Annotated in this window: 22 protein-coding genes; 15 read left to right on the forward strand and 7 right to left on the reverse strand. The window is 65.0% G+C overall.

The features are described 5' to 3' along the window. Positions 1-84 precede the first annotated feature (84 nt). The 4 genes from AC30QB_RS13430 (at position 85) to AC30QB_RS13445 (ending at position 3,309) form a co-directional block, all read left to right on the forward strand. Positions 85-597, forward strand: a complete 513-nt coding sequence (locus AC30QB_RS13430; protein ID WP_489546727.1) for a peroxiredoxin family protein — start codon at positions 85-87, stop codon at positions 595-597. 6 nt (positions 598-603) lie between these two features. Next, positions 604-843 carry a DUF1289 domain-containing protein gene (locus tag AC30QB_RS13435; RefSeq protein WP_489546728.1) on the forward strand — a complete coding sequence of 80 codons (240 nt, stop codon included), beginning with the start codon at positions 604-606 and terminating at the stop codon, positions 841-843. Then, a complete protein-coding gene (locus tag AC30QB_RS13440; protein WP_489546729.1) occupies positions 840-1,484 on the forward strand; it encodes a DsbA family protein in 645 nt (214 codons plus the stop codon). Before AC30QB_RS13435 ends, AC30QB_RS13440 begins: the two co-directional genes overlap by 4 nt. Before the next feature lie 163 nt (positions 1,485-1,647). Continuing rightward, on the forward strand, positions 1,648-3,309 hold the full coding sequence (locus tag AC30QB_RS13445; RefSeq protein WP_489546730.1) for an MFS transporter: 1,662 nt from the start codon (positions 1,648-1,650) through the stop codon (positions 3,307-3,309). 71 nt (positions 3,310-3,380) lie between these two features. Here the strand turns inward: AC30QB_RS13445 and AC30QB_RS13450 are convergent, their stop codons facing one another. The 6 genes from AC30QB_RS13450 to AC30QB_RS13475 form a co-directional block, all read right to left on the reverse strand. Next, positions 3,381-3,584 (reverse strand): cysteine-rich CWC family protein, encoded by a 204-nt coding sequence (locus AC30QB_RS13450; protein WP_489546731.1) that lies wholly within the window; start codon positions 3,582-3,584, stop codon positions 3,381-3,383. A 1-nt stretch (position 3,585) separates the two neighbouring features. After that, entirely contained in the window at positions 3,586-4,416 is an 831-nt protein-coding gene (locus AC30QB_RS13455; RefSeq protein ID WP_489546732.1) for a hypothetical protein, read from the reverse strand. A gap of 225 nt (positions 4,417-4,641) precedes the next feature. After that, positions 4,642-6,174: a malonate--CoA ligase gene (locus tag AC30QB_RS13460; RefSeq protein WP_489546733.1), complete on the reverse strand. Its 1,533-nt coding sequence runs from the start codon at positions 6,172-6,174 to the stop codon at positions 4,642-4,644. 2 nt (positions 6,175-6,176) lie between these two features. Beyond that, complete coding sequence (locus AC30QB_RS13465; RefSeq protein ID WP_489546734.1) at positions 6,177-7,163, reverse strand: Bug family tripartite tricarboxylate transporter substrate binding protein; 987 nt, start codon at positions 7,161-7,163, stop codon at positions 6,177-6,179. A gap of 36 nt (positions 7,164-7,199) precedes the next feature. Continuing rightward, on the reverse strand, positions 7,200-8,528 hold the full coding sequence (locus AC30QB_RS13470) for a malonyl-CoA decarboxylase (protein ID WP_489546735.1): 1,329 nt from the start codon (positions 8,526-8,528) through the stop codon (positions 7,200-7,202). Then, complete coding sequence (locus AC30QB_RS13475; RefSeq protein WP_489546736.1) at positions 8,497-9,183, reverse strand: GntR family transcriptional regulator; 687 nt, start codon at positions 9,181-9,183, stop codon at positions 8,497-8,499. The genes AC30QB_RS13470 and AC30QB_RS13475 overlap by 32 nt, the downstream gene beginning before the upstream one ends. 185 nt (positions 9,184-9,368) lie before the next feature. Here AC30QB_RS13475 and AC30QB_RS13480 point away from each other — a divergent pair, with 185 nt between their 5' ends. After that, on the forward strand, positions 9,369-9,836 hold the full coding sequence (locus tag AC30QB_RS13480) for a response regulator (protein WP_489546737.1): 468 nt from the start codon (positions 9,369-9,371) through the stop codon (positions 9,834-9,836). Between the two features lie 25 nt (positions 9,837-9,861). Here AC30QB_RS13480 and AC30QB_RS13485 read toward each other — a convergent pair whose 3' ends face one another. Beyond that, positions 9,862-10,692 (reverse strand): IclR family transcriptional regulator, encoded by an 831-nt coding sequence (locus tag AC30QB_RS13485; protein ID WP_489546738.1) that lies wholly within the window; start codon positions 10,690-10,692, stop codon positions 9,862-9,864. 257 nt (positions 10,693-10,949) lie between these two features. Here AC30QB_RS13485 and AC30QB_RS13490 point away from each other — a divergent pair, with 257 nt between their 5' ends. From AC30QB_RS13490 to AC30QB_RS13535, 10 genes are all read left to right on the forward strand, one after another. Next, complete coding sequence (locus tag AC30QB_RS13490) at positions 10,950-12,155, forward strand: acyl-CoA dehydrogenase family protein (protein WP_489546739.1); 1,206 nt, start codon at positions 10,950-10,952, stop codon at positions 12,153-12,155. A 21-nt stretch (positions 12,156-12,176) separates the two neighbouring features. Further along, a complete protein-coding gene (locus tag AC30QB_RS13495; RefSeq protein ID WP_489546740.1) occupies positions 12,177-13,322 on the forward strand; it encodes an acyl-CoA dehydrogenase family protein in 1,146 nt (381 codons plus the stop codon). Positions 13,323-13,338: 16 nt separating this feature from the next. After that, positions 13,339-14,523 (forward strand): acyl-CoA dehydrogenase, encoded by a 1,185-nt coding sequence (locus AC30QB_RS13500; RefSeq protein WP_489546741.1) that lies wholly within the window; start codon positions 13,339-13,341, stop codon positions 14,521-14,523. A 29-nt stretch (positions 14,524-14,552) separates the two neighbouring features. Continuing rightward, positions 14,553-15,095, forward strand: coding sequence for a TetR/AcrR family transcriptional regulator (locus tag AC30QB_RS13505; protein WP_489546742.1), 543 nt, complete (start codon positions 14,553-14,555; stop codon positions 15,093-15,095). A 69-nt stretch (positions 15,096-15,164) separates the two neighbouring features. After that, a complete protein-coding gene (locus AC30QB_RS13510) occupies positions 15,165-16,064 on the forward strand; it encodes an alpha/beta fold hydrolase (protein WP_489546743.1) in 900 nt (299 codons plus the stop codon). A gap of 46 nt (positions 16,065-16,110) precedes the next feature. After that, positions 16,111-16,749, forward strand: coding sequence for a TetR/AcrR family transcriptional regulator (locus AC30QB_RS13515; RefSeq protein ID WP_489546744.1), 639 nt, complete (start codon positions 16,111-16,113; stop codon positions 16,747-16,749). Continuing rightward, positions 16,746-17,696, forward strand: coding sequence for an HlyD family secretion protein (locus AC30QB_RS13520; protein ID WP_489546745.1), 951 nt, complete (start codon positions 16,746-16,748; stop codon positions 17,694-17,696). The genes AC30QB_RS13515 and AC30QB_RS13520 overlap by 4 nt, the downstream gene beginning before the upstream one ends. Beyond that, on the forward strand, positions 17,693-18,643 hold the full coding sequence (locus AC30QB_RS13525) for an ABC transporter ATP-binding protein (protein ID WP_489546746.1): 951 nt from the start codon (positions 17,693-17,695) through the stop codon (positions 18,641-18,643). The genes AC30QB_RS13520 and AC30QB_RS13525 overlap by 4 nt, the downstream gene beginning before the upstream one ends. Further along, positions 18,640-19,764: an ABC transporter permease gene (locus AC30QB_RS13530; RefSeq protein ID WP_489546747.1), complete on the forward strand. Its 1,125-nt coding sequence runs from the start codon at positions 18,640-18,642 to the stop codon at positions 19,762-19,764. The genes AC30QB_RS13525 and AC30QB_RS13530 overlap by 4 nt, the downstream gene beginning before the upstream one ends. A gap of 124 nt (positions 19,765-19,888) precedes the next feature. Next, positions 19,889-21,199 carry an NAD(P)/FAD-dependent oxidoreductase gene (locus AC30QB_RS13535; RefSeq protein WP_489546748.1) on the forward strand — a complete coding sequence of 437 codons (1,311 nt, stop codon included), beginning with the start codon at positions 19,889-19,891 and terminating at the stop codon, positions 21,197-21,199. Positions 21,200-21,207: the final 8 nt, after the last annotated feature.

Here is a 21,207-nt window from a genome sequence, read left to right on the forward strand (position 1 = left end):
CGCGAATTGTTGCCGCAAATCTGCCGTAAGACGGCTGCCTTGCAGGCGACGAACCCCCATCGCTACAGCCCGCGGACGCCCCCAATGCACACCTTCATTCAACGTCGCCGCCTGCTGGCCGGCGCAGCGCTTGCGGCCCTGGCCGGCGTGGCACGCGCCGAACCGTCGCCGCGCACTTTCACCCTGAAGGGCAAGACGCTCGATGGCCGCGCCTACGACATGCACCAAGACCACGGCAAGGCGATCCTGGTCTTCTTCTGGTCGACCAGCTGCCCGGTGTGCCGCGACAAGATGCCCGAGTTGCGCGCCAACTACGAGGCCTGGCGTGACAAGGGCTTTCAGTTGATCGCGGTGAGCTTGGACCGCGACCTCGCCACGTTGAAGAGCTACGACAGCGTGGTCAACCGCACCGTGCCGCCCGGGCAGAAATTTCCGTGGCTGTGGCGCGGCGATGCGGCGCACACCGACAGCTTCGGCAGCATCGAGCACACGCCCACCTCGTTCATCATTGACCGGCAGGGGCGTGAGGTGAAGCAGATCCGCGGCCGCATCGACCCAGCACTGTGGGACGATATGGCCGAACTCGTGCTCACCTGATTGACGATGCCCCAGCCGCTTGCCCATGACGTGCCCAGCCCCTGCATCAGCGTGTGCCGCATGGACGCGCCCAGCGGCCTGTGCATGGGCTGCTGGCGCACGCTGAACGAGATCGCCAGCTGGGCGACGATGGGCGCCGATGACAAGCGTGCGGTGTGGCAGCTCATCGAGCAGCGCCAGCTCGACATGCCCGCCTTTGCCGACGATGTCGCTGCGGACTCACGCTTACAACCGCCTGCGCCATGAAGCACCTGCGATTCAGTTTCGACGTCATCTCGCCCTACGGCTATCTGGCGTTCGAGCGCATGCCGCAGGTGCTTGAAGGGGTGAGCCATGAGGTGAGCTACCAGCCCATCCTGTTTGCCGGCCTGTTGGCGCACTGGGGCCAGAAGGGCCCGGCCGAGATCGTGCCGAAGCGCGACTGGACCTACCGCCACGCGATGTGGCTTGCGCATCGTCTGGGCGTGCCCTTCCAGGTGCCGGCCCAGCACCCTTTCAACCCGCTGGCCTTGCTGCGGCTTTTGCTGGCCTGTGCGCCCACGGGCGGCACGCCCAACCGCTGGGCCTGCGAGCAGGCGCTGCGCCATGTGTGGCGTGGTGGCGCCGACGCGGCCGACGCCGACCGGCTGGCCGCGCTCATGCAAGCGCTCTCGCCGCAACGCGACCCCGCCAGTACCGAGGTGAAAGACGAGCTCAGAGCCGCCACAGCCGATGCGGCAGCACGCGGCGTGTTCGGCGTGCCCACTGTCGAGGTCGACGGCCGCATCTTCTGGGGTCTTGATGGCCTGGAGCAGTTGTCAGCCTATCTGCGTGGCGACCCGTGGTTCGACGGGCCCGATTGGGACGCCGCTGCAAGGCAGCCCTCGGGCATTCAGCGAAAACACTGATCTCGCTCACCCTGCGAATCTCGCATTGAGAAATGAAAACCTAGGGTTCGACCCTAGTTTGTCAGCCAGGTATCAGCGTCGTGTCAGGGCAGGGTCAGAGCCCGCCGTGAAGATGCGCCCCAGCCTCATCGTTGGTGGGGTACCTATACGAGGAGAGATATTCATGGCAACTGCATCCGCGGTCAGCAGGCCGATGACGCCGGAGGAGAAGAAGGTCATCTTCGCCTCCAGTCTCGGCACGGTGTTTGAGTGGTACGACTTTTACCTGTACGGCACGCTCGCCGTCATCATCGGAAACCAGTTTTTCTCGGCACTAGACCCTGCATCGCGCACCATTTTCTCGTTGCTCGCATTTGCTGCTGGTTTCATCGTGCGCCCCTTCGGCGCGCTGGTGTTCGGCCGCTTGGGCGACATGATCGGTCGCAAGTACACCTTCCTGGTGACCATCCTGATCATGGGTTTGTCGACCTTCATCGTCGGCCTTTTGCCCAACTACAACTCGATCGGCCTGGCCGCTCCCGTCATCCTGATCGGCCTGCGCATGTTGCAAGGCCTGGCGTTGGGCGGTGAGTACGGCGGTGCTGCCACCTACGTGGCCGAGCATGCGCCGCATGGCAAGCGCGGCCTGTTCACCTCGTGGATCCAGACCACGGCAACGGCGGGCCTGTTCCTGTCGATTGTGGTGATCGTGACCACCCGCACCTTGATGGGCGAAGCCGCTTTTGCTGACTGGGGCTGGCGCCTTCCGTTCCTGCTGTCGGTGGTTCTGCTCGGCATCAGCGTGTGGATTCGTCTGTCGATGAACGAGTCGCCTGCCTTCAAGAAGATGAAGGAAGAAGGCAAGACCTCCAAGGCTCCGCTGACCGAATCCTTCGGCCAATGGAAGAACCTGAAAGTCGTGATCCTGGCGCTGCTGGGCCTGACTGCCGGCCAGGCCGTGGTCTGGTACACCGGCCAGTTCTATGCGCTGTTCTTCCTGACGGGCTCACTCAAAGTGGACGCCGCCACGGCCAATATCCTGATTGCCATCTCGCTATTGATTGGCACGCCGTTCTTCATCGTGTTCGGCGCGCTGTCCGACAAGATCGGCCGCAAGCCCATCATCATGGCCGGCTGCCTGATCGCAGCACTCACCTACTTCCCGCTGTTCAAGGGGCTGACAGTTGCCGCCAACCCGGATCTGGCTGCTGCGCAAGAGAAGAACAAGGTCGTCGTGGTGGCCGACCCAGAGCGCTGCTCGTTCCAGTTCAACCCTACGGGCACCGTCAAGTTCACCAGCTCGTGCGACATCGCCAAGCAAGTGCTGTCGGCCGGCTCGGTGAGCTATGACAACGAAGCGGCCGCCACGGGCACGGTGGCTCAGGTCAAGATCGGCGACAAGGTGATCCCGGGCTTCGAATCGAAGGGCCTTGCGCCTGACGAAGCGAAGAAACAGGACGCAGCTTTCAAGGGTGCCATCTCGGCCGCGTTGAAGGAAGCCGGCTACCCCGCCAAGGCTGACCCGGCCAAGATGAACAAGCCTCTGATCGTGGCCATCCTGAGCTTGCTCGTGCTCTACGTGACCATGGTCTACGGCCCGATCGCGGCCATGTTGGTCGAGATGTTCCCGACCCGCATCCGCTACACCTCGATGAGCTTGCCGTACCACATCGGCAACGGCTGGTTCGGCGGCTTCCTGCCGGCCACCGGGCTTGCGATCGTGGCGCAGACGGGCAACATGTACAACGGCCTCTGGTACCCGATCATCGTGGCCGGCATGACCTTCGTGATCGGCATGCTGTTCATCAAGGAAACCAAGGACGTGGACATCTACGCCCAGGACTGACCCACCCGCACTGACGCGCGCGTTTTGCGCCCGTCGAGAAGCCGGCCCCTTCACAAGAGGGGCCGGTTTTTTTACGTCGACGTAGGCGGTGAAGGCGCGGTTTGCAGCTGCGCGAGGCAGGCCATGCAGACACAACGGTCGTATTGCGCGCGCAGCATTTGCTGGGTGGCGAGCGACAGCATGAACTGGCCGCAGGCGCAGGGCATGGGGTCGTTCACGCCGCAGTGAAACGCCCCGCCACAACGCGGGCAGCTGGCGTTGTCGGGAGGGGTCAACTCAGGTGCGGCGGCGGCGTGCGAGCACGACAGTGGCGAGGGCCAGTCCGGTGAGCCACACCCAGCCCAAGGCGCCGCCGCCGGAGTCATCACCGCCCGTTGCCGGTGGCGGCGTGACCGCACCGGCCACCGAGCCGTTGAGCGTGATGGCGCGCGTGATCGCCACGCCACCTTGTGTCATCGACACGGTGAGTGCCTTGCTCTCGGCCGTGTTGCTGGTGGGGGTGTAGGTGACCGAGAACGTGCAGGTGCCTGCCGCCATCAAGGTTCGCGGTGCGTTGCAGCTGCTGCTGCGGGTGAAGGCGGTGGGCGTGCCTGCTGCCAGGGCCACGCCTGTGATCTGCAGGTTGGCGGTGGTCGCCAGCGAGTGATGGATGGTGAGGTTCTTCGTCACTGCCACGCCGGAGGCCGACGACGAGAAGGCCAGTGCGTTCGTTGTGCTCAGGCCGGCGGCCGTGACTTTCGGGGTGTCGGCGATGTAGGCGGCAATGTCGGCCACCTGCTGTGCATCGAGCCCATTGAACTGGTTCATCGGGCCGATGTTTGCAATCGCTGCGCTGACCTTTGCGCTGGCCTGCACGTAGCTGATGTCGGCGAATGCCGAGCCGCCGATCTTGGTGCGGCGGTTGTCGACGTTGCCATGGCAGCTGTTTGCGCAAGAGCCCGTCAGCTGGTTGTTGCCCGACTCGGTGGGCGTGTCCTCGTACAGCAGCTTGCCGTGGACGGGGTCGCCCGTGACCTGCGCCGTGCTGGGCGCTGCCCACAGCGCCAGACACGCAAGCGCCGCCCCGGTCAGCAGCCAACGGGTCGGGATTCGTTCGAGAGGGTTCATGTCTTGAAGGGCGGGTGGCCACCCCCCAGGGATTTCTGGATGTATTGATTTCATCGTGTTGGCCTGCCCGCGTGTGGGCCGGTTTGTTACGCCATGTGTAACCGTTTTCGGGTGGTGCGCGAGGGGCTGCAGCTTGCCGGCCCTCACCCGCGGATGCTTCTGCTTACCAGCCCGTGGCTCCTGGCCAACGCGTGGCGGAGTACCGCGACCATCGCTAGACGCGGTTTATGTGAACAAACCCTTGTGCTGGTCGCGCAGCACGTTCTTCTGCACCTTGCCCATGGTGTTGCGTGGCAGCTCACTCACCACGTAGACGCGCTTGGGCACTTTGAAGTTGGCGATGCGGTTTTTCAGGTCTTGCACGATGGCGGCGTCGCTCAGCGACGCGCCGGGCTTGGCCACCACCACCGCCACACCGGCTTCGCCGAAGTCGGGGTGGGGTACGCCGATGACGGCGCTCTCGGCCACACCCGGCATGTCGTTGATGAAGCCTTCGATCTCGGCCGGGTAGACGTTGTAGCCGCCCGAGATGATCAGGTCTTTGCTGCGCCCGACGATGGTCACGTAGCGATCGGCGTCGATCTTGCCCACATCGCCGGTCTTGAACCAGCCGTCGGGGGTGAACTCTTCTTTCGTTTTCTCGGGCATGCGCCAGTAGCCGCTGAAGACATTCGGGCCGCTCACTTCAATGCCGCCCACTTCACCGGCGGGGCAGGGCTGGCCTTGGTCGTCGCGTACGCGCAAGCCCACGCCGGGCAAAGCGAAACCTACCGTGCCGCCGCGGCGCTCGCCGAGAGCGCTGTCGCAGGGGTTGGAGGTGAGGATGGCCGTCTCGCTCATGCCATAGCGCTCGACGATGGTGTGGCCGGTGCGCGCGCGCCATGCATTGAAGGTTTCGATCAACAGCGGCGCCGACCCTGCAATGAAGAGCCGCATGTGGCGGCACGCCTCGCGGTTGAGCGCGGGCTCGGCCAGCAGGCGCACGTACAGCGTGGGCACGCCCATGAAGACGGTGGCTTCGGGCAGGCGCGCGACCACGCTCTTGGGGTCGAACCTGGCCTGCCAGATCATCTTGCTGCCGTTGATCAAGGCGCCGTTTGCGGCCACGAAGAGGCCGTGCACATGGAACAGCGGCAGCGCATGGATCGACACGTCGCCCGGCTTCCAGCCCCAGTAAGCCTTCAGCGTGAGCGCGTTGCTCAAGATGTTGCCGTGCGTGAGCATCGCGCCCTTGCTGCGCCCGGTGGTGCCGCTGGTGTAAAGGATGCAGGCCAGGTCGTCGGCTTGGCGTGTCACCGGAGTGTGCTGGTCGCTGTGGTGGGCGGCGCGCTCGAGCAGGCTGCCGCTGCGGTCTTCGTTGAGCGTGAACACATGGGTGCAGCCGGCCTTGAAGGCGATCTGGCTGACCCAGCCGAAGTGCTTGCCCGAGCACACCACCACCGCGGGCTCGGCGTTGGCGACAAAGTACTCGATCTCGGTGGCCTGGTAGGCGGTGTTGAGTGGCAGGTACACATGGCCGGCGCGCAGCACGGCCAGGTAAAGCATCAGCGCCTCGACCGACTTCTCGGTTTGCACCGCCACGCGGCTGCCCGCGGGCAGCTGCAAGGCGGCCAGCAGGTTGGCCAGCATGGCGCTGGCGCGGTCGAGGTCGCGCCACGTGTAGTGGCGGGGCTCGCCGTCAATCGTTTCGATCGCCGTGCTGTCGAGGTCATGTGCAAACCCGCCGCGCAGCGCAGCGTAAAGGCTGTGGTCCATCATGCTCACTCTAGCGTGGCACCCGAACGCTTGACCACGTCGGCCCAGCGCTTGACCTCGCTGCTGACGAATTTGCCGAAGGCGTCGCTGTACAGATTGGGGGTGTCGGTGCCCAAGCCGTTCCAGATCTTGTGCAGCTCGTCTGAGCCCAGCGCCTTCGCCATCTCGGCCTGCATGGCATCGACCAGCTCTTTCGGCGTGCCCTTGGGGGCCCACATGCCGTACCAGGTGGCCACTTGGTAGGCCGGCAGACCCGACTCCACGCTCGTCGGCACTTCGGCGAAACCGGGTGCCCGCTTGTCGGCGGCCACGGCCAGCGCCTTGATGCGCCCACCCTTGATGTGTGATGCCGAGGAGCCCAGCCCGTCGAACATCATGTCGACCTGGCCCGCGATCAGGTCTTGCAGCGCGGGGCCGGAGCCGCGGTACGGGATGTGGGTGATGAAGGTCTTGGTCTGCAGCTTGAAGAGCTCGCCCGCCAAGTGGTGCGAAGTGCCGTTGCCGGCCGAGCCGTAGTTGAGCTTGCCAGGGTTCTTGCGCACGAAGTCGAGAAAGCCTGCGAGATCGTTGACCGGCACGCGCTTGGGGTTGACCACGATCACCTGAGGCACGCTGGAGATCAGGCCGACCGGGATGAAGTCGGTCTCAAGGTTGTATTCGAGCTTGGGGTACATCGACGGCGCGATGGCGTGGTGCACCGCGCCCATGAAGAAGTTGTAGCCATCGGGCGCAGCTTTCGCCGCAATGGTGGCGCCCACCGTGCCCCCGGCGCCGCCTCGGTTGTCGATGAGAAACTGCTTGCCGGTGTTGCGGGTCAGGATGGCGGTAAGCGGCCGCGCAAACGCATCGGTGCCGCCGCCCGCAGGGAAGGGCACGACGATGGTCACCGGCTTGTGGGGCCAGGCCGATTGCGCGCCGACCCAGGGGCTGGCGATCAGGGCGGCGGTGCCAGCGATGAAGCGGCGGCGAGGTGTGGCTCGGGTGTGGCTCATGTCTGTCTCCTTTGTTGTGTGGGTGGTGCGCGTGCGTCAGATCAACGACGCGACGGCGCGTGTGTGCGCCACCTCGCCATGCACGAACTGCTCGTGGCTGGCTTCGATTTTCTGCAGGTCGTAGACGTAATTGACCATCATGCCGAACGACTGCTTGACCCCTTTGCGCGACACGTCGCCCAGAGGGTTGAGGCGCTCCAGCCGCGCGCCGTTGTCGAGGTGAAAGCGCGCCACCGCGTCGCCGTTTGGCGTGGCGCTGTGGTGCACCAGGTAGGTTGCACAGAGGCGGCTCAGTGCCTCGCGCTCCGCCTCGCCTAGCGATTGCAGCAGCGCGATATTGGCCAGTGCGGCCAGGTCGCCGCTGGTGGCTTTCAGCAGCCGCTCGCGCGCGGCCACCAAGCGATCGACCGTGCCCTTGCGCAAAGAGGCGGGCAGCTCGCCGTCGCTCAGCAGCCACTTGGCAAAGCCCGGTATGGGCGAGAGTGTGCAAAAGCGCTTGAGCTGCGGCAGCTCGCGCTGCAGCTGTTCGGCCACGCGCTTGATCAAGAAGTTGCCGAGCGACACGCCGCGCAAACCCGGCTGGCAATTGCTGATGGAATAAAACGCCGCCACCTTGTACTGGCTGGCGGCAAGCGTGGGCTGCGCCTGCTTGTCAATCAGCGGCGCGATGGTGGCCGGCATCTCCGGCAGCAAGGCCACCTCCACGAAGATCAGCGGCTCGTCAGGCAACTGCGGGTGGAAGAAGGCGAAGCAGCGGCGGTCGGGCTGCAGGCGGCGGCGCAGATCGTCCCAGCCGTCGATCTCGTGCACCGCCTCATGGCGTATGAGTTGCTCCAGCAATTGGGCAGGCGAGTTCCAGTCGACCTGCTGCATCTGCAAGAAGCCGGGGTTGAACCACGACGACAGCAGGTGCAGGAAGTCGCTCTCCAGCGCGCGCAACTCGGGCTGCGCCGGCACGCGCGCCAGCAGCTTGCGCCGCATCGCCACAATCTGCGCGGTTCCGCCTGGCGTGCGGTTGATGCGGCGCAAGAGTTCCTGCCGCGGCGGCTCGGCCAGGTGCGTAAGGCGGATCAGGTTTTCGGCCGAAGGCTGGTCGGCATAGGCCTGCGCCACCGACAGCACGGCCTGCGGGTCGGGGCTGAAATCGCGCGAGAGGCGATTGAAGAAACCGAGCTGCTGGTCGTCGGGCAAGGCGCTGAAGCGCTCGACAAGCTGGCGTGCGATGGCCACGCTGTTGGCTTCGCCGCGCTCGGACAAGAGGCGCTTGCAGTCGAGCATCAGGCTGCGCAACGCGCGGTCGTCGCCGACCTTGCGGGCGACAGTCTTCAAGCCGTCAAGCATGTTGCTGCCCCGTCTGGTGTTCATGGGCGCGCAGGGCTTTCAGCGCGGCGAGCTGGGCCATCAGGTGGTCGTGCATCAGGCGTTCGGCGCGGGCCGCATCGTGCTGCTCGATGGCAGCAATGAGCACGCGGTGCTCGTTGATCGAATCTTCGATGCGGCCCGGCCAGTTGAGCTGCCGACCGCGCAGCAGGCGCAGGAACTTGCGCAGCTCGTTGGTCGCGCGGTCTAGCCAACGGTTGTCGGCCAGCGCCTGCACGGTGCTGTGGAACTCGTGGTTGGCGCGGTAGTAGCCATCAATGTCTTTCGCGGCCGCATGGGTCTCCAGCTTTTCGTGCAGACGGCGCAGGGTGGCAATGCCCTCCGGCGTGGCCTTGCGCACGGCCTCGAAGGCGCAGCGGCCCTCCAGCAGCGCCATCACCGGGAACAGCTCGTCGGCGTCGTCTTCCGACATCTCGGTGACGCGGCAACCTTGGCGCGGCACCAGCTGCACCAGGCCCTCGGACGCCAGCACCTTGAGCGCCTCGCGCAGCGGCGTGCGGCTGATCTGCCAGTCGTGCGCCAGCGCCAGCTCATCTATCCACTCGCCCGGCACCAGCTGGCGTTCGAACACCATGTGGCGCAGGCGCGAGGCCACTTCCTCGTGCAGCGAGGCAGGGCGCAGGGGCGTGGGGTTGACCATGGAAAACGCGCTTTTAAAGGGGTGCTTGAGCCGTCTTCGTACCACTCTAAGTTTGATAATTCTTAATTACAAGAGGGTTTGGCCGGGAATGACATGGTGCCTAAGACCCTCTTACGGGCATCATTTCTCTTGTGTTGCTGGGAGCGCGTCCTATGCTTGGTGCAGTGCAACAAATGAGGCGAGTCATGACCCATGAAACGCTGCAACTTGAAGAACCCCAGGGCACGGTGCTTTACATCGAAGACCAGGAAATCAACATCCTGCTCGTCGAGGCGCAACTCGCCGCCACCTTGCCGGGGGTGAAGCTGATCAAGGCCAGCACCGGCACCGAGGGTGTGGAGCTGGTGCGCTCGCAGCACCCCGACCTGGTATTGCTTGATATGCACTTGCCCGATTTGGGCGGCCTCGAGGTGGTGCGTGCGCTCACCTTGGAGATTTCGGCCGGCCTGAAGCTGGCCCTGCTGACGGCCGACCACCTGTCGATGGACATCCTGAAAGCCATGAGCCTGGGGGCCTACGAATACTGGGTCAAGCCGATCAGCGCCGGCCAGCTGGAGAAGGGTGTGCGCCGCGGCTTGGCCGGCGCAGCCGCAGACCCGCGGCACCGCCTGCCCGCCGCGGTGGTGCACGCGGGTTACAAAGACTCGCGTTGATCTGGCGCTGAGGCCCAGGCCGCGCTCAGCGCAGCAGCGAGGCTTCGAGCCGTGTGACCATGTCGATCAGGCGTGGGCGCACTTCGTTCAGCAAGAAGTCTTGCGACAGGTTGAACGAGGGCCCGCCGCAATTGATGGCCATGGGCGGTAGCCCGCCACCCGGTTGGAACGCGCGGGCAATGCCGTTCACGTCGCGCTGCCAGTCACCGAACGAGCAGGTGACGCCTAGGGTGTTGTATTCGCTGGTGGCGCGATCGATGCCGTCGCGAACGTCGGGCCAGGCCACCTCGTCAAGCTCTTGCACACGCTCCATGAAGTCTTGGCGCTCGCGCTCGGGAATGGCCGCCAGCCAGGCGCGGCCGATGGCCGAGGTGGCCACCGGAATACGCGAGCCTACGTCGAGGCTCAAGGTGAGCGCAGCCGAGCTGCGGCAGTTCTCGACGTAGATCATCGACAACCGGTCGCGCGTGCCCAGCGACACCATCGAACGCGTGGCATCGGCCAGCTCTTGCATCATCGGCCGGGCGATCTGGCGCACATCGAGCCGTGCCAGCATTGCGCTGCCGAGCGACAACGTGGCAGTGCCCAAGCGGTACTTGCCGCTCTCTTCCACCTGGATCAGGTAGCCCAGCTTGGTGAGCGTGGACGTGAGCCGCGACACGGTGGATTTGGGCAGCTTGCAGCGCTGCGCGATCTCTTGGTTGCCCAGGGCTTTGTCGCCGGAGCGGAAGCACGACAGCACTTCGAGGCCGCGGGCCAGGGCGGTGACGAAATGGCGGTCTTCCTTGGCTTTGGGGGGCGCCCGACCAGTGGCGGGGCCGCGCTCCACTTTGGCGGTTTTGGTGAGTGTGTCCATCTTCTATCAGTGTTTGCGAACGCGTCTAAAGTGGAACATAAATCTGCAAATCGAAAATCGTGGCATTCCCCGAGTCTGAGGGCTGCCGTGCCGTAATTAATGCACAAGCTCCCATGAAAAATAGGACATGGACTCTCCGTAGAGTCCGCAAGTTGACAGCCCGCAAACGACCGGGAACAATTTGACTCTTGTTTTTGTATGCGGAATATTGTTCTGCAATGCAGTACAAGATCGACGCAAACCTCCACGAGACCACCATGGACCTGACCTTCACCCCAGAAGAACAAGCCTTCCGCGAAGAAGTGCGCAGCTTCGTCAAAGCCAAGCTGCCCAGCGCGATACACCACAAGGTGGTGAACAGCTTGCGCTTGACGCGCGATGACCACGTGCTGTGGCAGAGCACGCTCGATGCGCGTGGCTGGGGCGGCCCCGGCTGGGCCAAGGAGTTCGGCGGCCCGGGCTGGAACGCGGTTCAGCAGTACATCTTCGAAGAAGAATGCGCCGCCGGCGGAGCGCCGCGGCTCATTCCCTTTGGCATCAAGATGGTGGCGCCGGTCATCATGGCCTTTGGTTCGCCCGAGCAGCAAAAGCGCTTCTTGCCCGACATCTCGTCAGCGCGTAAGTGGTGGTGCCAGGGTTACTCGGAGCCGGGTGCGGGCTCTGACCTCGCCTCGCTCAAGACCCGCGCGGTGCGCGGGGTCGATGCGCAAGGCGACCACTTCATCGTCACTGGCCAGAAGACCTGGACCACGCTCGGTCAGTACGCCGACTGGATCTTCTGCCTGGTGCGCACCGACCCGCAGGCCAAGGCGCAGCGTGGCATCAGTTTCCTGCTGATCGACATGAAGACACCCGGCATCACGGTGCGCCCCATCATCACGCTCGACGGTGCGCATGAAGTCAACGAGGTCTGGTTCGAAGACGTGCGCGTGCCGGCTGAAAACCTGATCGGCGAAGAAAACAAGGGCTGGACGTACGCCAAGTTTCTGCTCGGCCACGAGCGCAGCAACATCGCCGGCATCGGCATCGCCAAGCGCGAGCTTGAGCGCCTGAAGCGCGTAGCGAACACAGAGAAAAAACACGGCAAACCGCTGCTGCAAGACCCGCTGTTCTCGGCCAAGGTGGCGCAGATCGAGATCGACCTGCTTGCGCTCGAGATGACCAACCTGCGCGTGCTGTCTGATGAGGCCAACAAGAAGGCGCCCGGCCCGGCGGCGTCTATTCTGAAGATCAAGGGCACCGAGCTGCAGCAGCAGATCACCGAGATGCTGGTGGCGGCTGTGGGCCCCTATGCACTGCCCTTCCGCGAAGAAGCGCTGACCGACGAAGAGGGCGACACCATCGGCCCGCGCCACGCGGCCTCGCTGGGGGCGCATTACTGCAACATGCGCAAGCTGTCGATCTTCGGCGGCTCCAACGAGATTCAGAAAAACATCATTTCTCAGCAACTGCTGGGCCTTTGATCAGCAAACACGAGACACACCATGGACTTCAGCTTCAGCGAAGAGCAGCAGCAACTGCAAGACGCCATCGCCCGCTTTGCCCAAGGCGACTACAGCTTTGAGCGCCGCAAAGGCATCATCGCCAGCCCCGAGGGCTGGAGCAAAGAGGTCTGGCAAGGCCTGGCCGACCTCGGCGTGCTGGCAATGAACGTGCCCGAGGCGCACGGCGGCCTGGGGTATGGCGCCGTCGAAACCCTGCTCGCGATGCAGGCGACGGGCGCTGCGATGTTGTGCGAGCCCCTGCTCGACAGCGCCGTCATCGCCACCGTTTTGGTGCGTGACTTTGGCAGCACCGAGCAGCAAGCCGACATGTTGCCCGCCATGGGCTCGGGCCAGCGCATTGTGGTGCTGGCGCACGGTGAAGCCGCGGCGCGGGGCGACGTGGCCTGGGTGGAAGCCAGCGCCAAGAAGAGCGGCGATGGCTTCTTGCTGCACGGCCACAAGGCGGTGGTCATGCATGCCGCAGCAGCTGATGAGCTGCTGGTGTCGGTGCGCACCGAAGGCGCGCCTGGCGACACCAAGGGCGTGAGCGTGTTCCGCGTGCCGCGCAATGCACCCGGCCTTGAAATCAAGAGCTACCCGACGCTTGACGGCCGCCGTGCCGCCGAGGTGATCTTGCGCGAGGTGAAGCTGCCTGCCAGCGCTTGCCTGGGTCTGGCCGGCGCCGCGCTGCCTGCCATCGAACGCGCGCTCGACATCGGCCTGGCCGCGCTCTGCGCCGAAGCGCTGGGGGTGATGGAAGCCACCGTTAGCGCCACCATCGAATACCTGAAGACGCGCCAGCAATTCGGCCAGCCCATAGGCCGCTTCCAGGCCTTGCAGCACCGCACGGCCGACATGCTGCTGCACCTGGAGCAGTCGCGCTCGATGACCTATCTGGCCGCGATGAACTGCACCTCGGCTGACGACACGCAACGCCGCAAGACGCTGTCGGCCGCCAAGGTGGTGGTCGGCAACGCCTGCCGTTTCATCAGCCAGCAGGCGGTGCAGCTGCACGGCGGCATGGGCATGACCGACGAGCTCAACGTGAGCCACTTCTTCAAGCGCCTGATGGCCATCGAGCTGAGCTTCGGTGACACTGATTCGCACCTGCAGCGCTTCGCTGCGCTGACTCAGCGCGCTGCCTAACCTCCGGAGACACACCATGGCCAACAAAGCCGCCTTCCAATGGGACGACCCGCTGCTGCTGGACCAGCAGCTCACCAGCGACGAGCGCGCTATCCGCGACGCCGCTGCCGCCTACGCCCAAGGCAGGCTCGCCCCGCGCGTGCTCGAAGCCTTCCGCCACGAGAAGACCGACCCGGCCATCTTTCGCGAGATGGGCGAGCTGGGCCTGCTGGGCCCGACCATCCCCGAGGAATACGGGGGCGCCGGCCTGAACTACGTGTGCTACGGCCTGATCGCGCGCGAGGTGGAGCGCGTCGACTCGGGCTATCGTTCGATGATGAGCGTGCAGAGTTCGCTGGTCATGGTGCCCATCAACGAGTTCGGCAACGAAGCGACCAAGCAGAAGTACCTGCCCAAGCTCGCCAGCGGCGAATGGATAGGCTGCTTCGGCCTGACCGAGCCGGACCACGGCTCCGACCCCGGCAGCATGGTCACCCGCGCCAAGAAGGTGGCCGGTGGCTACAGCCTCTCCGGCGCCAAGATGTGGATCAGCAACAGCCCCATCGCCGACGTGTTCGTGGTGTGGGCAAAAGACGATGAAGGCGCCATTCGCGGCTTCGTGCTGGACAAAGGCGCCAAGGGCCTGAGCGCACCGGCGATCCACGGCAAGGTGGGCCTGCGTGCCTCCATCACCGGCGAGATCGTGATGGACAACGTGTTCTGCCCTGAAGAAAACGCCTTCCCCGAAGTGCGCGGCCTGAAGGGCCCGTTCACCTGCCTCAACAGCGCTCGCTATGGCATCGCTTGGGGTGCGCTCGGCGCGGCCGAAGACTGCTGGTTCCGCGCCCGCCAGTACGTGCTGGACCGCAAGCAGTTTGGCCGCCCGCCCGCCGCCACCCAGCTGATCCAGAAGAAGCTGGCCGACATGCAGACCGAAATCACCATGGGCCTGCAAGGTTGCTTGCGCCTGGGTCGCATGAAGGACGAAGGCACGGCTTCGGTGGAAATCACGTCGATCATGAAGCGCAACTCGTGCGGCAAGAGCCTCGACATCGCGCGGCTCGCACGCGACATGATGGGCGGCAACGGGATCAGCGACGAATTCGGCGTGGCCCGTCACCTGGTGAATCTGGAGGTGGTCAACACCTATGAGGGCACGCACGACGTGCATGCGCTGATCCTGGGGCGTGCGCAGACCGGGATCGCTGCGTTCTCAAACTGAGCGCCTCACGCACACGCCAGGAACCTGCGATGCCCCACCCCAAGCAGCGCAAGCAGGAGACGCGGCAGAAGATCTTGAGCGCGGCCGCTCGCCTGTTTGCAGCCCAGGGTTTTGAGGCCACTTCGATCGAAGAACTGATGCACGAATGCGGCCTGACGCGAGGTGGGTTCTACACCCACTTCCACAGCAAGGCCCAGCTGCACGAAGAGGCCGTGGCGCTGGCCCATACGCGCGTCAGCCCGATTGAAGACCTGCAGCTGTGGGCGTCGTTGGCACGTGACGTGGCCAGCGCCACGCCTGAAGTGCGCCTGGGCTATGCGCGCACCATCGAGCGGGTGCGCGAAAGCCTGTGCGGTGAGATGGCCGGCTCGCCTCTCGGCCACGACGCTGCACTCGCGGCCACCGCCATGCTCGTGGGCGCCCTGGCGGTGGCGCAGTCGGTCGACGACGTGCGCCTGGCCGCCGACATGCGCGAGGCCTGCCGCAAGACGGCGAGGGCCTTGTGCGACGAAGTGATCGTGAATCAGCCCCCGGCATTCTTCTGGGCTCCTGTGGGCGTACCTCTGCACTGAAACACGCTCGCGCTGCAACGCGCACCACATGTTCTTGAACATGTTGTCGATGTGGGTAGGCTGGCCCACATGCCTTTGCTCATCACGCTCGCCAAAGCCCTCGTCGCTGCGCTGCCCGCGCCTGCAGCCTTCCATGTCATGCGCTCGTTGGCCGGCCGCGCGCCGCCGCGACCTGCGGTCACGCCCGCGCAGCAGCAGGCGCTGGATCAGGCCACACGCCTCAGCTACGGCCCAAGTTTGCGCAACACCGCGTGGAGCTGGGGCCAGGGGCCGTTGCTTGTGCTGGTGCACGGCTGGGGTGGCCGCGCCGCGCAGCTCGCGCCGCTGGCGCTCAGCACTTCGCGCCTGGGCTACCGCTGCGTCGCCATCGACATCACCGGCCATGGCGACTCGGCCGGGCAGCGCACGGGGTGGCGGCATTTCGTCGACGACGTGGCCGAGGTGCCGCGCATGCTGGGCCTCAACGTGCATGCCTATGTGGGGCACTCGGCTGGCGGCTTGGCGCTGATGGCAGCACGCGCCATCCACGGCCTCCGCGCGCAGCGCTACGTGTGCGTGTGCGCGCCGTCGCACCCCTACCCACCGGTACGCGCCGTGCAGCAGCGCTTGAACCCGAGCCCTGCGCTGATGCAGCGCTATCAAGAGTTTCTTGCCAGCCAACTGGGCACCGATTGGCATCGCCTCGAAGCAGGCCACGCATTTGCGAATGCGGGTGCCGAGCTGCTGCTGGTCTACGACCAAGGCGACCGCTTCGTCGAGCACACCGAAGGCGACCGCATCCTCGCGTGGTGCCCCGCCGCGCACCTGCTCAAGCCCACGTCGTGTGGCCACACCCGGGTGCTCGCCTCGCCCGAGCTCGCGCAGGCGGTGAGCGAGTTTCTGGTGAGCCCCGGTGGCTCGTCGTTGCACGCGGTCGCCATGCGCAGTGCCGGCGAGTGGGGGGAAGTGGCGAGTGCCGGCATGAATTGACGTCAGCCCGCTTGCCCTAATTACTATACGTTTGTATAGTAATGGCATGCCACGCCCTTCTCAGAACGTTGACCAGCTCCTGCTCGATGCGGGGCTCGATCTCTTGCCGCAGACGGGCTGTGCCGGCCTGTCGGTGCGCCGGCTCACCGAGCATGCCGGGGTCAACCTGGGCATGTTTCACTACCACTTCAAGAACAAGGAAAACTTCATACGTGCGGTGCTGCAGCGCGTGTACGAAGAGATGTTTGCCGAGCTCGCGCTGAAGGTGCACCCTCAGCATTCACCACTCGACAACCTGCGCGATGCCCTGGCCATGCTGGCGCGTTTCGGGCGCGACCAGCGTGCGCTGCTCTTGCGCATCGGTGCCGATGCCATGGGCGGTGAGCCACTCGCCGCTGAGTTCTTGCGGGGCAACCTGCCGCGGCACATCGCGGTGATCTTTCAGCTCATCGCGCAAGCGCAGGCGCAAGGGCTGATCGACAAGGCGCCCGCGCAGACCGTGATCGCCTTTCTCTTCGGTGCGGTCGGCGCGCCCGTGCTGATCGGTGCCGCCATTCAACAACATGCCGATGCCGCTGCGGTGCATGCCATCGAGCAGCATGTGATGTCAGACGACGCCATTGCCCTGCGCATCGATTTCGCATTGCGTGGCTTGGCGCCTGTGTCTGCAAGGAGAGCCCGATGAACGTCTCACGACTTCTGCCCGCCTTGCTGGTGGCGAGCTTGCTCGCCGCTTGCGCAAAGGAGCCGCCTGTGTCGTACCCAGGCTATGCCGAGGGCGAAACCGTGCGTCTGTCGGCACCGATCAGCGGCACGCTCACCAAGCTCTACGTGCAACGCGGTGACGCCGCTGCGGCCTCGGCCCCGGCGTTCGTGCTGGAGCAAGAAAGCGAGCGTGCAGCGCGCGAAGAGGCTGCGTCTCGGGTGCAGCGTGCGCAAGATCAGCTCGCCAATTTGAAGCAAGGGCGGCGGCCCGAAGAGTTGCAGGCGCTGCGTGCGCAGCTGTCTCAGGCGCAGGCGGCGCAGAAGCTGTCGCAGTCGGAGCTGGCGCGCAACATGCGGCTCGTGGCCGAGGGCTTCAACTCACCCGCAAGCCTGGATCAGTCGCGCGCGGCGGTGGCGCGCGACGAGGCTGCGGTGCGCGAGATCGACGCGCAGATTCGCCTGGCCCAGCAAGGCAGCCGCCCGAATGAGATCGCTGCTGCCCAGCAAGAGGTGAACGCGGCGCGGGCGCAACTCACGCAGGCCGAGTGGCGCGTACAGCAGAAGACGCAGCGCATTCCGGTGGCGGGTGACGTGATCGACCTGATGTACCGCGAAGGCGAGTGGGTACCGCAAGGCGGTGCGGTGCTGAGCCTGCTGCCACCCGAGAACGTGAAAGCGCGCTTCTTCGTGCCCGAGGTGCTGCTGGGTCAGCTCACCCTGGGCCAGGCGGTGCAGCTGCGCTGCGATGGCTGCCCTGCGCCCATCGCGGCCAAGGTGAGCTTCATCGCCCGCGAAGCCGAGTTCACCTCGCCCCTCATCTACAGCAAGGAGAACCGCGCGACCCTGGTGTTCATGGTTGAGGCGCGGCCGAGCGCGGCGGATGCGCGCAAGCTGCATCCCGGCCAGCCACTGGAAGTACGGCTTTGAGCGCCGAGTTTGTCATCGATGTGAAGGGCTTGACCAAGCGATACGGCGACCGCGTGGTCGTCGACCACTTCGACATGCGCGTGCCCAAGGGTCGCATCTATGGCTTCCTCGGCCCCAACGGCAGTGGCAAGACGACGACCATCCGCATGCTGTGCGGCCTGCTCACACCCGACGAAGGCGAGGGCACCTGCCTGGGCTATGACATTCGAACGCAGGCCTCTCTGATCAAGCGCCAGGTCGGCTACATGACCCAACGCTTCGGCCTGTATGAAGACCTGAGCATCGAAGAAAACCTCGACTTCATCGCCCGTGTGTACGACGTGGCCGACCGCAAGCACAAGGTCACCGGAACGCTGGAGCGCCTGGGCTTGGCCACGCGACGCAAGCAATTGGCGGGCTCGCTCTCAGGCGGTTGGAAGCAGCGGCTTGCATTGGCCGCCTGCTTGATCCATGAGCCCAAGCTCTTGCTGCTCGACGAGCCCACGGCGGGTGTAGACCCCGCCGCCCGGCGCGATTTCTGGGACCAGATTCACGACCTGACTGCGGCCGGCCTGACCGTCTTGGTGTCCACGCACTACATGGACGAAGCCGAGCGCTGCCACGAGCTGGCCTACATCTCGTATGGCCGCCTGCTCACGCGCGGCACAGTGGCCGAGGTGATTGCTGCTGCGGGCCTGACCACCTGGTCAATTGCCGGCGACAAGCTGGTCGAGGTGGGCCACCAGCTGCGCGGTGCGCCGGGCATCAGAACCGTTGCTCCCTTTGGCGCGACCCTGCACGTGAGTGCTGACAGCACCGAAGCCTTGCAGAAGGCGACCGCGCCGCTGCAGGGCCGCGGCCTGAAGATCGAAACCATCGAGCCCAGCCTCGAAGACGTGTTCATCGCGCTGATGCAAGACGCGCAAGACAACTTTGGTGCCACTGAAAAGGCGAAGGCCCAAGCATGAGCTGGACGCGCTTCCTCGCCATCCTGATCAAGGAAATGCGCCAGGTGCGGCGTGACCGCCTCACCTTCGGGATGATGGTGGGCGTGCCCATCGTGCAGCTGATCCTGTTTGGCTTTGCGATCAACAGCGACCCCAAGCACTTGCCGCTGGCGGTGGTGGTGATGGACCACAGCGTGTACTCGCGCAGCTTCGTGGCGGGCCTGGAAAACTCAGCCTACTTTCGCGTTACCCACCGGCCGGACAGCGTGGGGCAGGCCGACCAGTTGCTGGCCGAAGGCCGCGTGCAGTTCGCGCTCGTGGTGCCGAGCGACTTTTCGCGCAAGCTTGAACGCGGAGAGCGCCCAGCCATGATGCTGGCCGCCGACGCCACCGACCCTGCGGCCACCGGCAATGCGATTGCCGCACTCGCCAGCATCGGCCAGCGCAGCATGGGCCGAGAGCTGAGCGGCCCGCTGGCCGCGCTGCGCACACCCGAGCCGCCTTTCGAGTTGCGCGTGCAGCGCCGCTACAACCCCGAAGGCCTGACCAGCTACAACGTGATCCCGGGCCTCATCGGCGTGATTCTCACGATGACGATGGTGATGATGACCTCGCTGGCCATGACGCGCGAGCGCGAGCGCGGCACCATGGAAAACCTGCTCGCCACGCCGGCCAAGCCGGTCGAGGTGATGCTCGGCAAGATCGTGCCCTACATCCTGATCGGCTACGTGCAGGTGACAGTGATCTTGGTCGCGGCGTGGTTGCTGTTCGACGTGCCCATGGTCGGCAGCCTGTGGCTGCTGTCATCGGTGCTGGTGCTCTTCATCGCGGCGAATCTGGCAGTGGGCTTCACCTTCTCGACCATCGCGCGCAACCAACTGCAGGCCATGCAGCTCACTTTCTTTTTCTTCCTGCCGTCGATGCTGCTCACGGGCTTCATGTTTCCGTTTCGCGGCATGCCCGCGTGGGCACAGGCGATCGGCGAGGCGCTGCCGCTCACGCACTTTCTGCGTGTGGTGCGCGGCATCATGTTGAAGGGCAACGGCCTGATGGAGATCGCGCCGCAGCTGTGGCCGATCGCGATCTTCATGCTGGTGGCCGGGGCGGTGGCCATGACCCGCTATCGGCAGACGGTCGATTAAGGGAATCGAGGACTGAGCAAATAGCGATTGGCGAGCAAAATAGAACGATCGTTCTTTTCAACTATCATCGCCGGGCGCCCGCCGGAATCATGCGGCATCAAAAACAACAGGGAGTGACAGCCACATGCATCGCATCGTGATCGTGGGCGGTGGGGCCGGGGGGCTCGCACTGGCCACCCAATTGGGCAAGCGCCTGGGCCGCAAGAAGCTGGCCGAAATCACGCTTGTAGACGCCGCCCGCACCCATGTGTGGAAGCCGCTCTTGCACCAGCTCGCCGCCGGCAGCTACGACACCCATGCCGAAGAGATCGAGTTTCTGGCGCAGGCGCGCTGGAACTGCTTCAAGTTCCGCCTGGGCAGCCTGGTCGGCATAGACCGCGTCAACAAGACCGTGCAGCTCGCCGCCAGCTACGACGACACCGGCGCCGAAATCACGCCCGACCAGCAGGTGGCCTACGACACGCTGGTGATCGCCGTGGGCAGCCAAACCAACGACTTCGGCACGCCGGGTGCCGCACAGCACACCATCAAGCTCGACAGCCCGCAAGCGGCCAAGCGCTTCAACGACCGGCTGATCAACGCCTGCATACGCGCCCAAAGCGTGCCGCGCGTGGCGGGCAGCGGGCGGCTCACGGTTGCCATTGTTGGCGGAGGCGCCACCGGCGTGGAGCTCGCGGCCGAGCTGCATGCGGCTGCGCGCATGCTGGCCAACTTTGGTTTCGACCACATACACCCGGAGAAAGATTTGCAGATCGTGCTGGTCGAAGCCGCACCGCGACTGCTCTCGCAGCTGCCCGAGCGGCTGAGCGAATCAGCGGTGCGCGAGCTGCGCAAGCTCGCGATCGAGGTGCACACCAACGAAAAGGTGGTCGAGGTCACGGCCGATGGCTTGAAGATGGCCAGCGGCAAGGTGGTCGGCTCCACGCTCGCGGTGTGGGCAGCGGGCGTGAAGGCAGCAGACTTCTTGCGCGGCATTGGCGGTGAGCAACCGCTGGAGACCAACAAGCTCAACCAGCTGATGGTCAATGGCAACCTGCAGACCACGCGCGACGAGCACATTTTTGCCTTCGGCGACTGCGCGGCCTGCCAGCAGCCCGATGGCACCTGGGTGCCGCCGCGCGCGCAGGCGGCGTATCAGCAGGCCATGTACCTGGTGAAGGCCCTGCCGCAACTGATCAAGGGCGATCCTGTGGTGCCTTTTGTGTACAAGGACCAGGGCTCGCTGGTGTCGTTGTCGGAGTATTCGTCGGTGGGCAGCCTGATGGGCAGCCTGACGCGTGGCAGCCTGTTCATCGAAGGGCGGCTTGCGCAGCTGATGTACTGGAGCCTGCACAAGCAGCATCAGTTTGCGCTGGGCGGGGTGCGCAAGACCTTGCTGATCACCTTGTCAGAGCTGCTCGACCGCACCTACCGGCCGCGCATCAAGCTGCACTGAGTAACGCG

This window comes from Rhizobacter sp. (genome assembly GCF_046595475.1).
Taxonomy (GTDB): domain Bacteria; phylum Pseudomonadota; class Gammaproteobacteria; order Burkholderiales; family Burkholderiaceae_C; genus Rhizobacter.

What these genes read in the sequence shown, in the direction of transcription:
- AC30QB_RS13520 (WP_489546745.1), top strand. Translation starts at nt 16,746, where the DNA reads ATGAACGTCTCACGACTTCTGCCCGCCTTGCTGGTGGCGAGCTTGCTC.
- AC30QB_RS13460 (WP_489546733.1), bottom strand. Translation starts at nt 6,174, where the DNA reads ATGATGGACCACAGCCTTTACGCTGCGCTGCGCGGCGGGTTTGCACAT.
- AC30QB_RS13465 (WP_489546734.1), bottom strand. Translation starts at nt 7,163, where the DNA reads ATGAGCCACACCCGAGCCACACCTCGCCGCCGCTTCATCGCTGGCACC.
- AC30QB_RS13515 (WP_489546744.1), top strand. Translation starts at nt 16,111, where the DNA reads ATGCCACGCCCTTCTCAGAACGTTGACCAGCTCCTGCTCGATGCGGGG.
- AC30QB_RS13480 (WP_489546737.1), top strand. Translation starts at nt 9,369, where the DNA reads ATGACCCATGAAACGCTGCAACTTGAAGAACCCCAGGGCACGGTGCTT.
- AC30QB_RS13485 (WP_489546738.1), bottom strand. Translation starts at nt 10,692, where the DNA reads ATGGACACACTCACCAAAACCGCCAAAGTGGAGCGCGGCCCCGCCACT.
- AC30QB_RS13530 (WP_489546747.1), top strand. Translation starts at nt 18,640, where the DNA reads ATGAGCTGGACGCGCTTCCTCGCCATCCTGATCAAGGAAATGCGCCAG.
- AC30QB_RS13495 (WP_489546740.1), top strand. Translation starts at nt 12,177, where the DNA reads ATGGACTTCAGCTTCAGCGAAGAGCAGCAGCAACTGCAAGACGCCATC.
- AC30QB_RS13455 (WP_489546732.1), bottom strand. Translation starts at nt 4,416, where the DNA reads ATGAACCCTCTCGAACGAATCCCGACCCGTTGGCTGCTGACCGGGGCG.
- AC30QB_RS13535 (WP_489546748.1), top strand. Translation starts at nt 19,889, where the DNA reads ATGCATCGCATCGTGATCGTGGGCGGTGGGGCCGGGGGGCTCGCACTG.
- AC30QB_RS13430 (WP_489546727.1), top strand. Translation starts at nt 85, where the DNA reads ATGCACACCTTCATTCAACGTCGCCGCCTGCTGGCCGGCGCAGCGCTT.
- AC30QB_RS13445 (WP_489546730.1), top strand. Translation starts at nt 1,648, where the DNA reads ATGGCAACTGCATCCGCGGTCAGCAGGCCGATGACGCCGGAGGAGAAG.
- AC30QB_RS13490 (WP_489546739.1), top strand. Translation starts at nt 10,950, where the DNA reads ATGGACCTGACCTTCACCCCAGAAGAACAAGCCTTCCGCGAAGAAGTG.
- AC30QB_RS13510 (WP_489546743.1), top strand. Translation starts at nt 15,165, where the DNA reads ATGCCTTTGCTCATCACGCTCGCCAAAGCCCTCGTCGCTGCGCTGCCC.
- AC30QB_RS13435 (WP_489546728.1), top strand. Translation starts at nt 604, where the DNA reads ATGCCCCAGCCGCTTGCCCATGACGTGCCCAGCCCCTGCATCAGCGTG.
- AC30QB_RS13500 (WP_489546741.1), top strand. Translation starts at nt 13,339, where the DNA reads ATGGCCAACAAAGCCGCCTTCCAATGGGACGACCCGCTGCTGCTGGAC.
- AC30QB_RS13440 (WP_489546729.1), top strand. Translation starts at nt 840, where the DNA reads ATGAAGCACCTGCGATTCAGTTTCGACGTCATCTCGCCCTACGGCTAT.
- AC30QB_RS13475 (WP_489546736.1), bottom strand. Translation starts at nt 9,183, where the DNA reads ATGGTCAACCCCACGCCCCTGCGCCCTGCCTCGCTGCACGAGGAAGTG.
- AC30QB_RS13470 (WP_489546735.1), bottom strand. Translation starts at nt 8,528, where the DNA reads ATGAACACCAGACGGGGCAGCAACATGCTTGACGGCTTGAAGACTGTC.
- AC30QB_RS13505 (WP_489546742.1), top strand. Translation starts at nt 14,553, where the DNA reads ATGCCCCACCCCAAGCAGCGCAAGCAGGAGACGCGGCAGAAGATCTTG.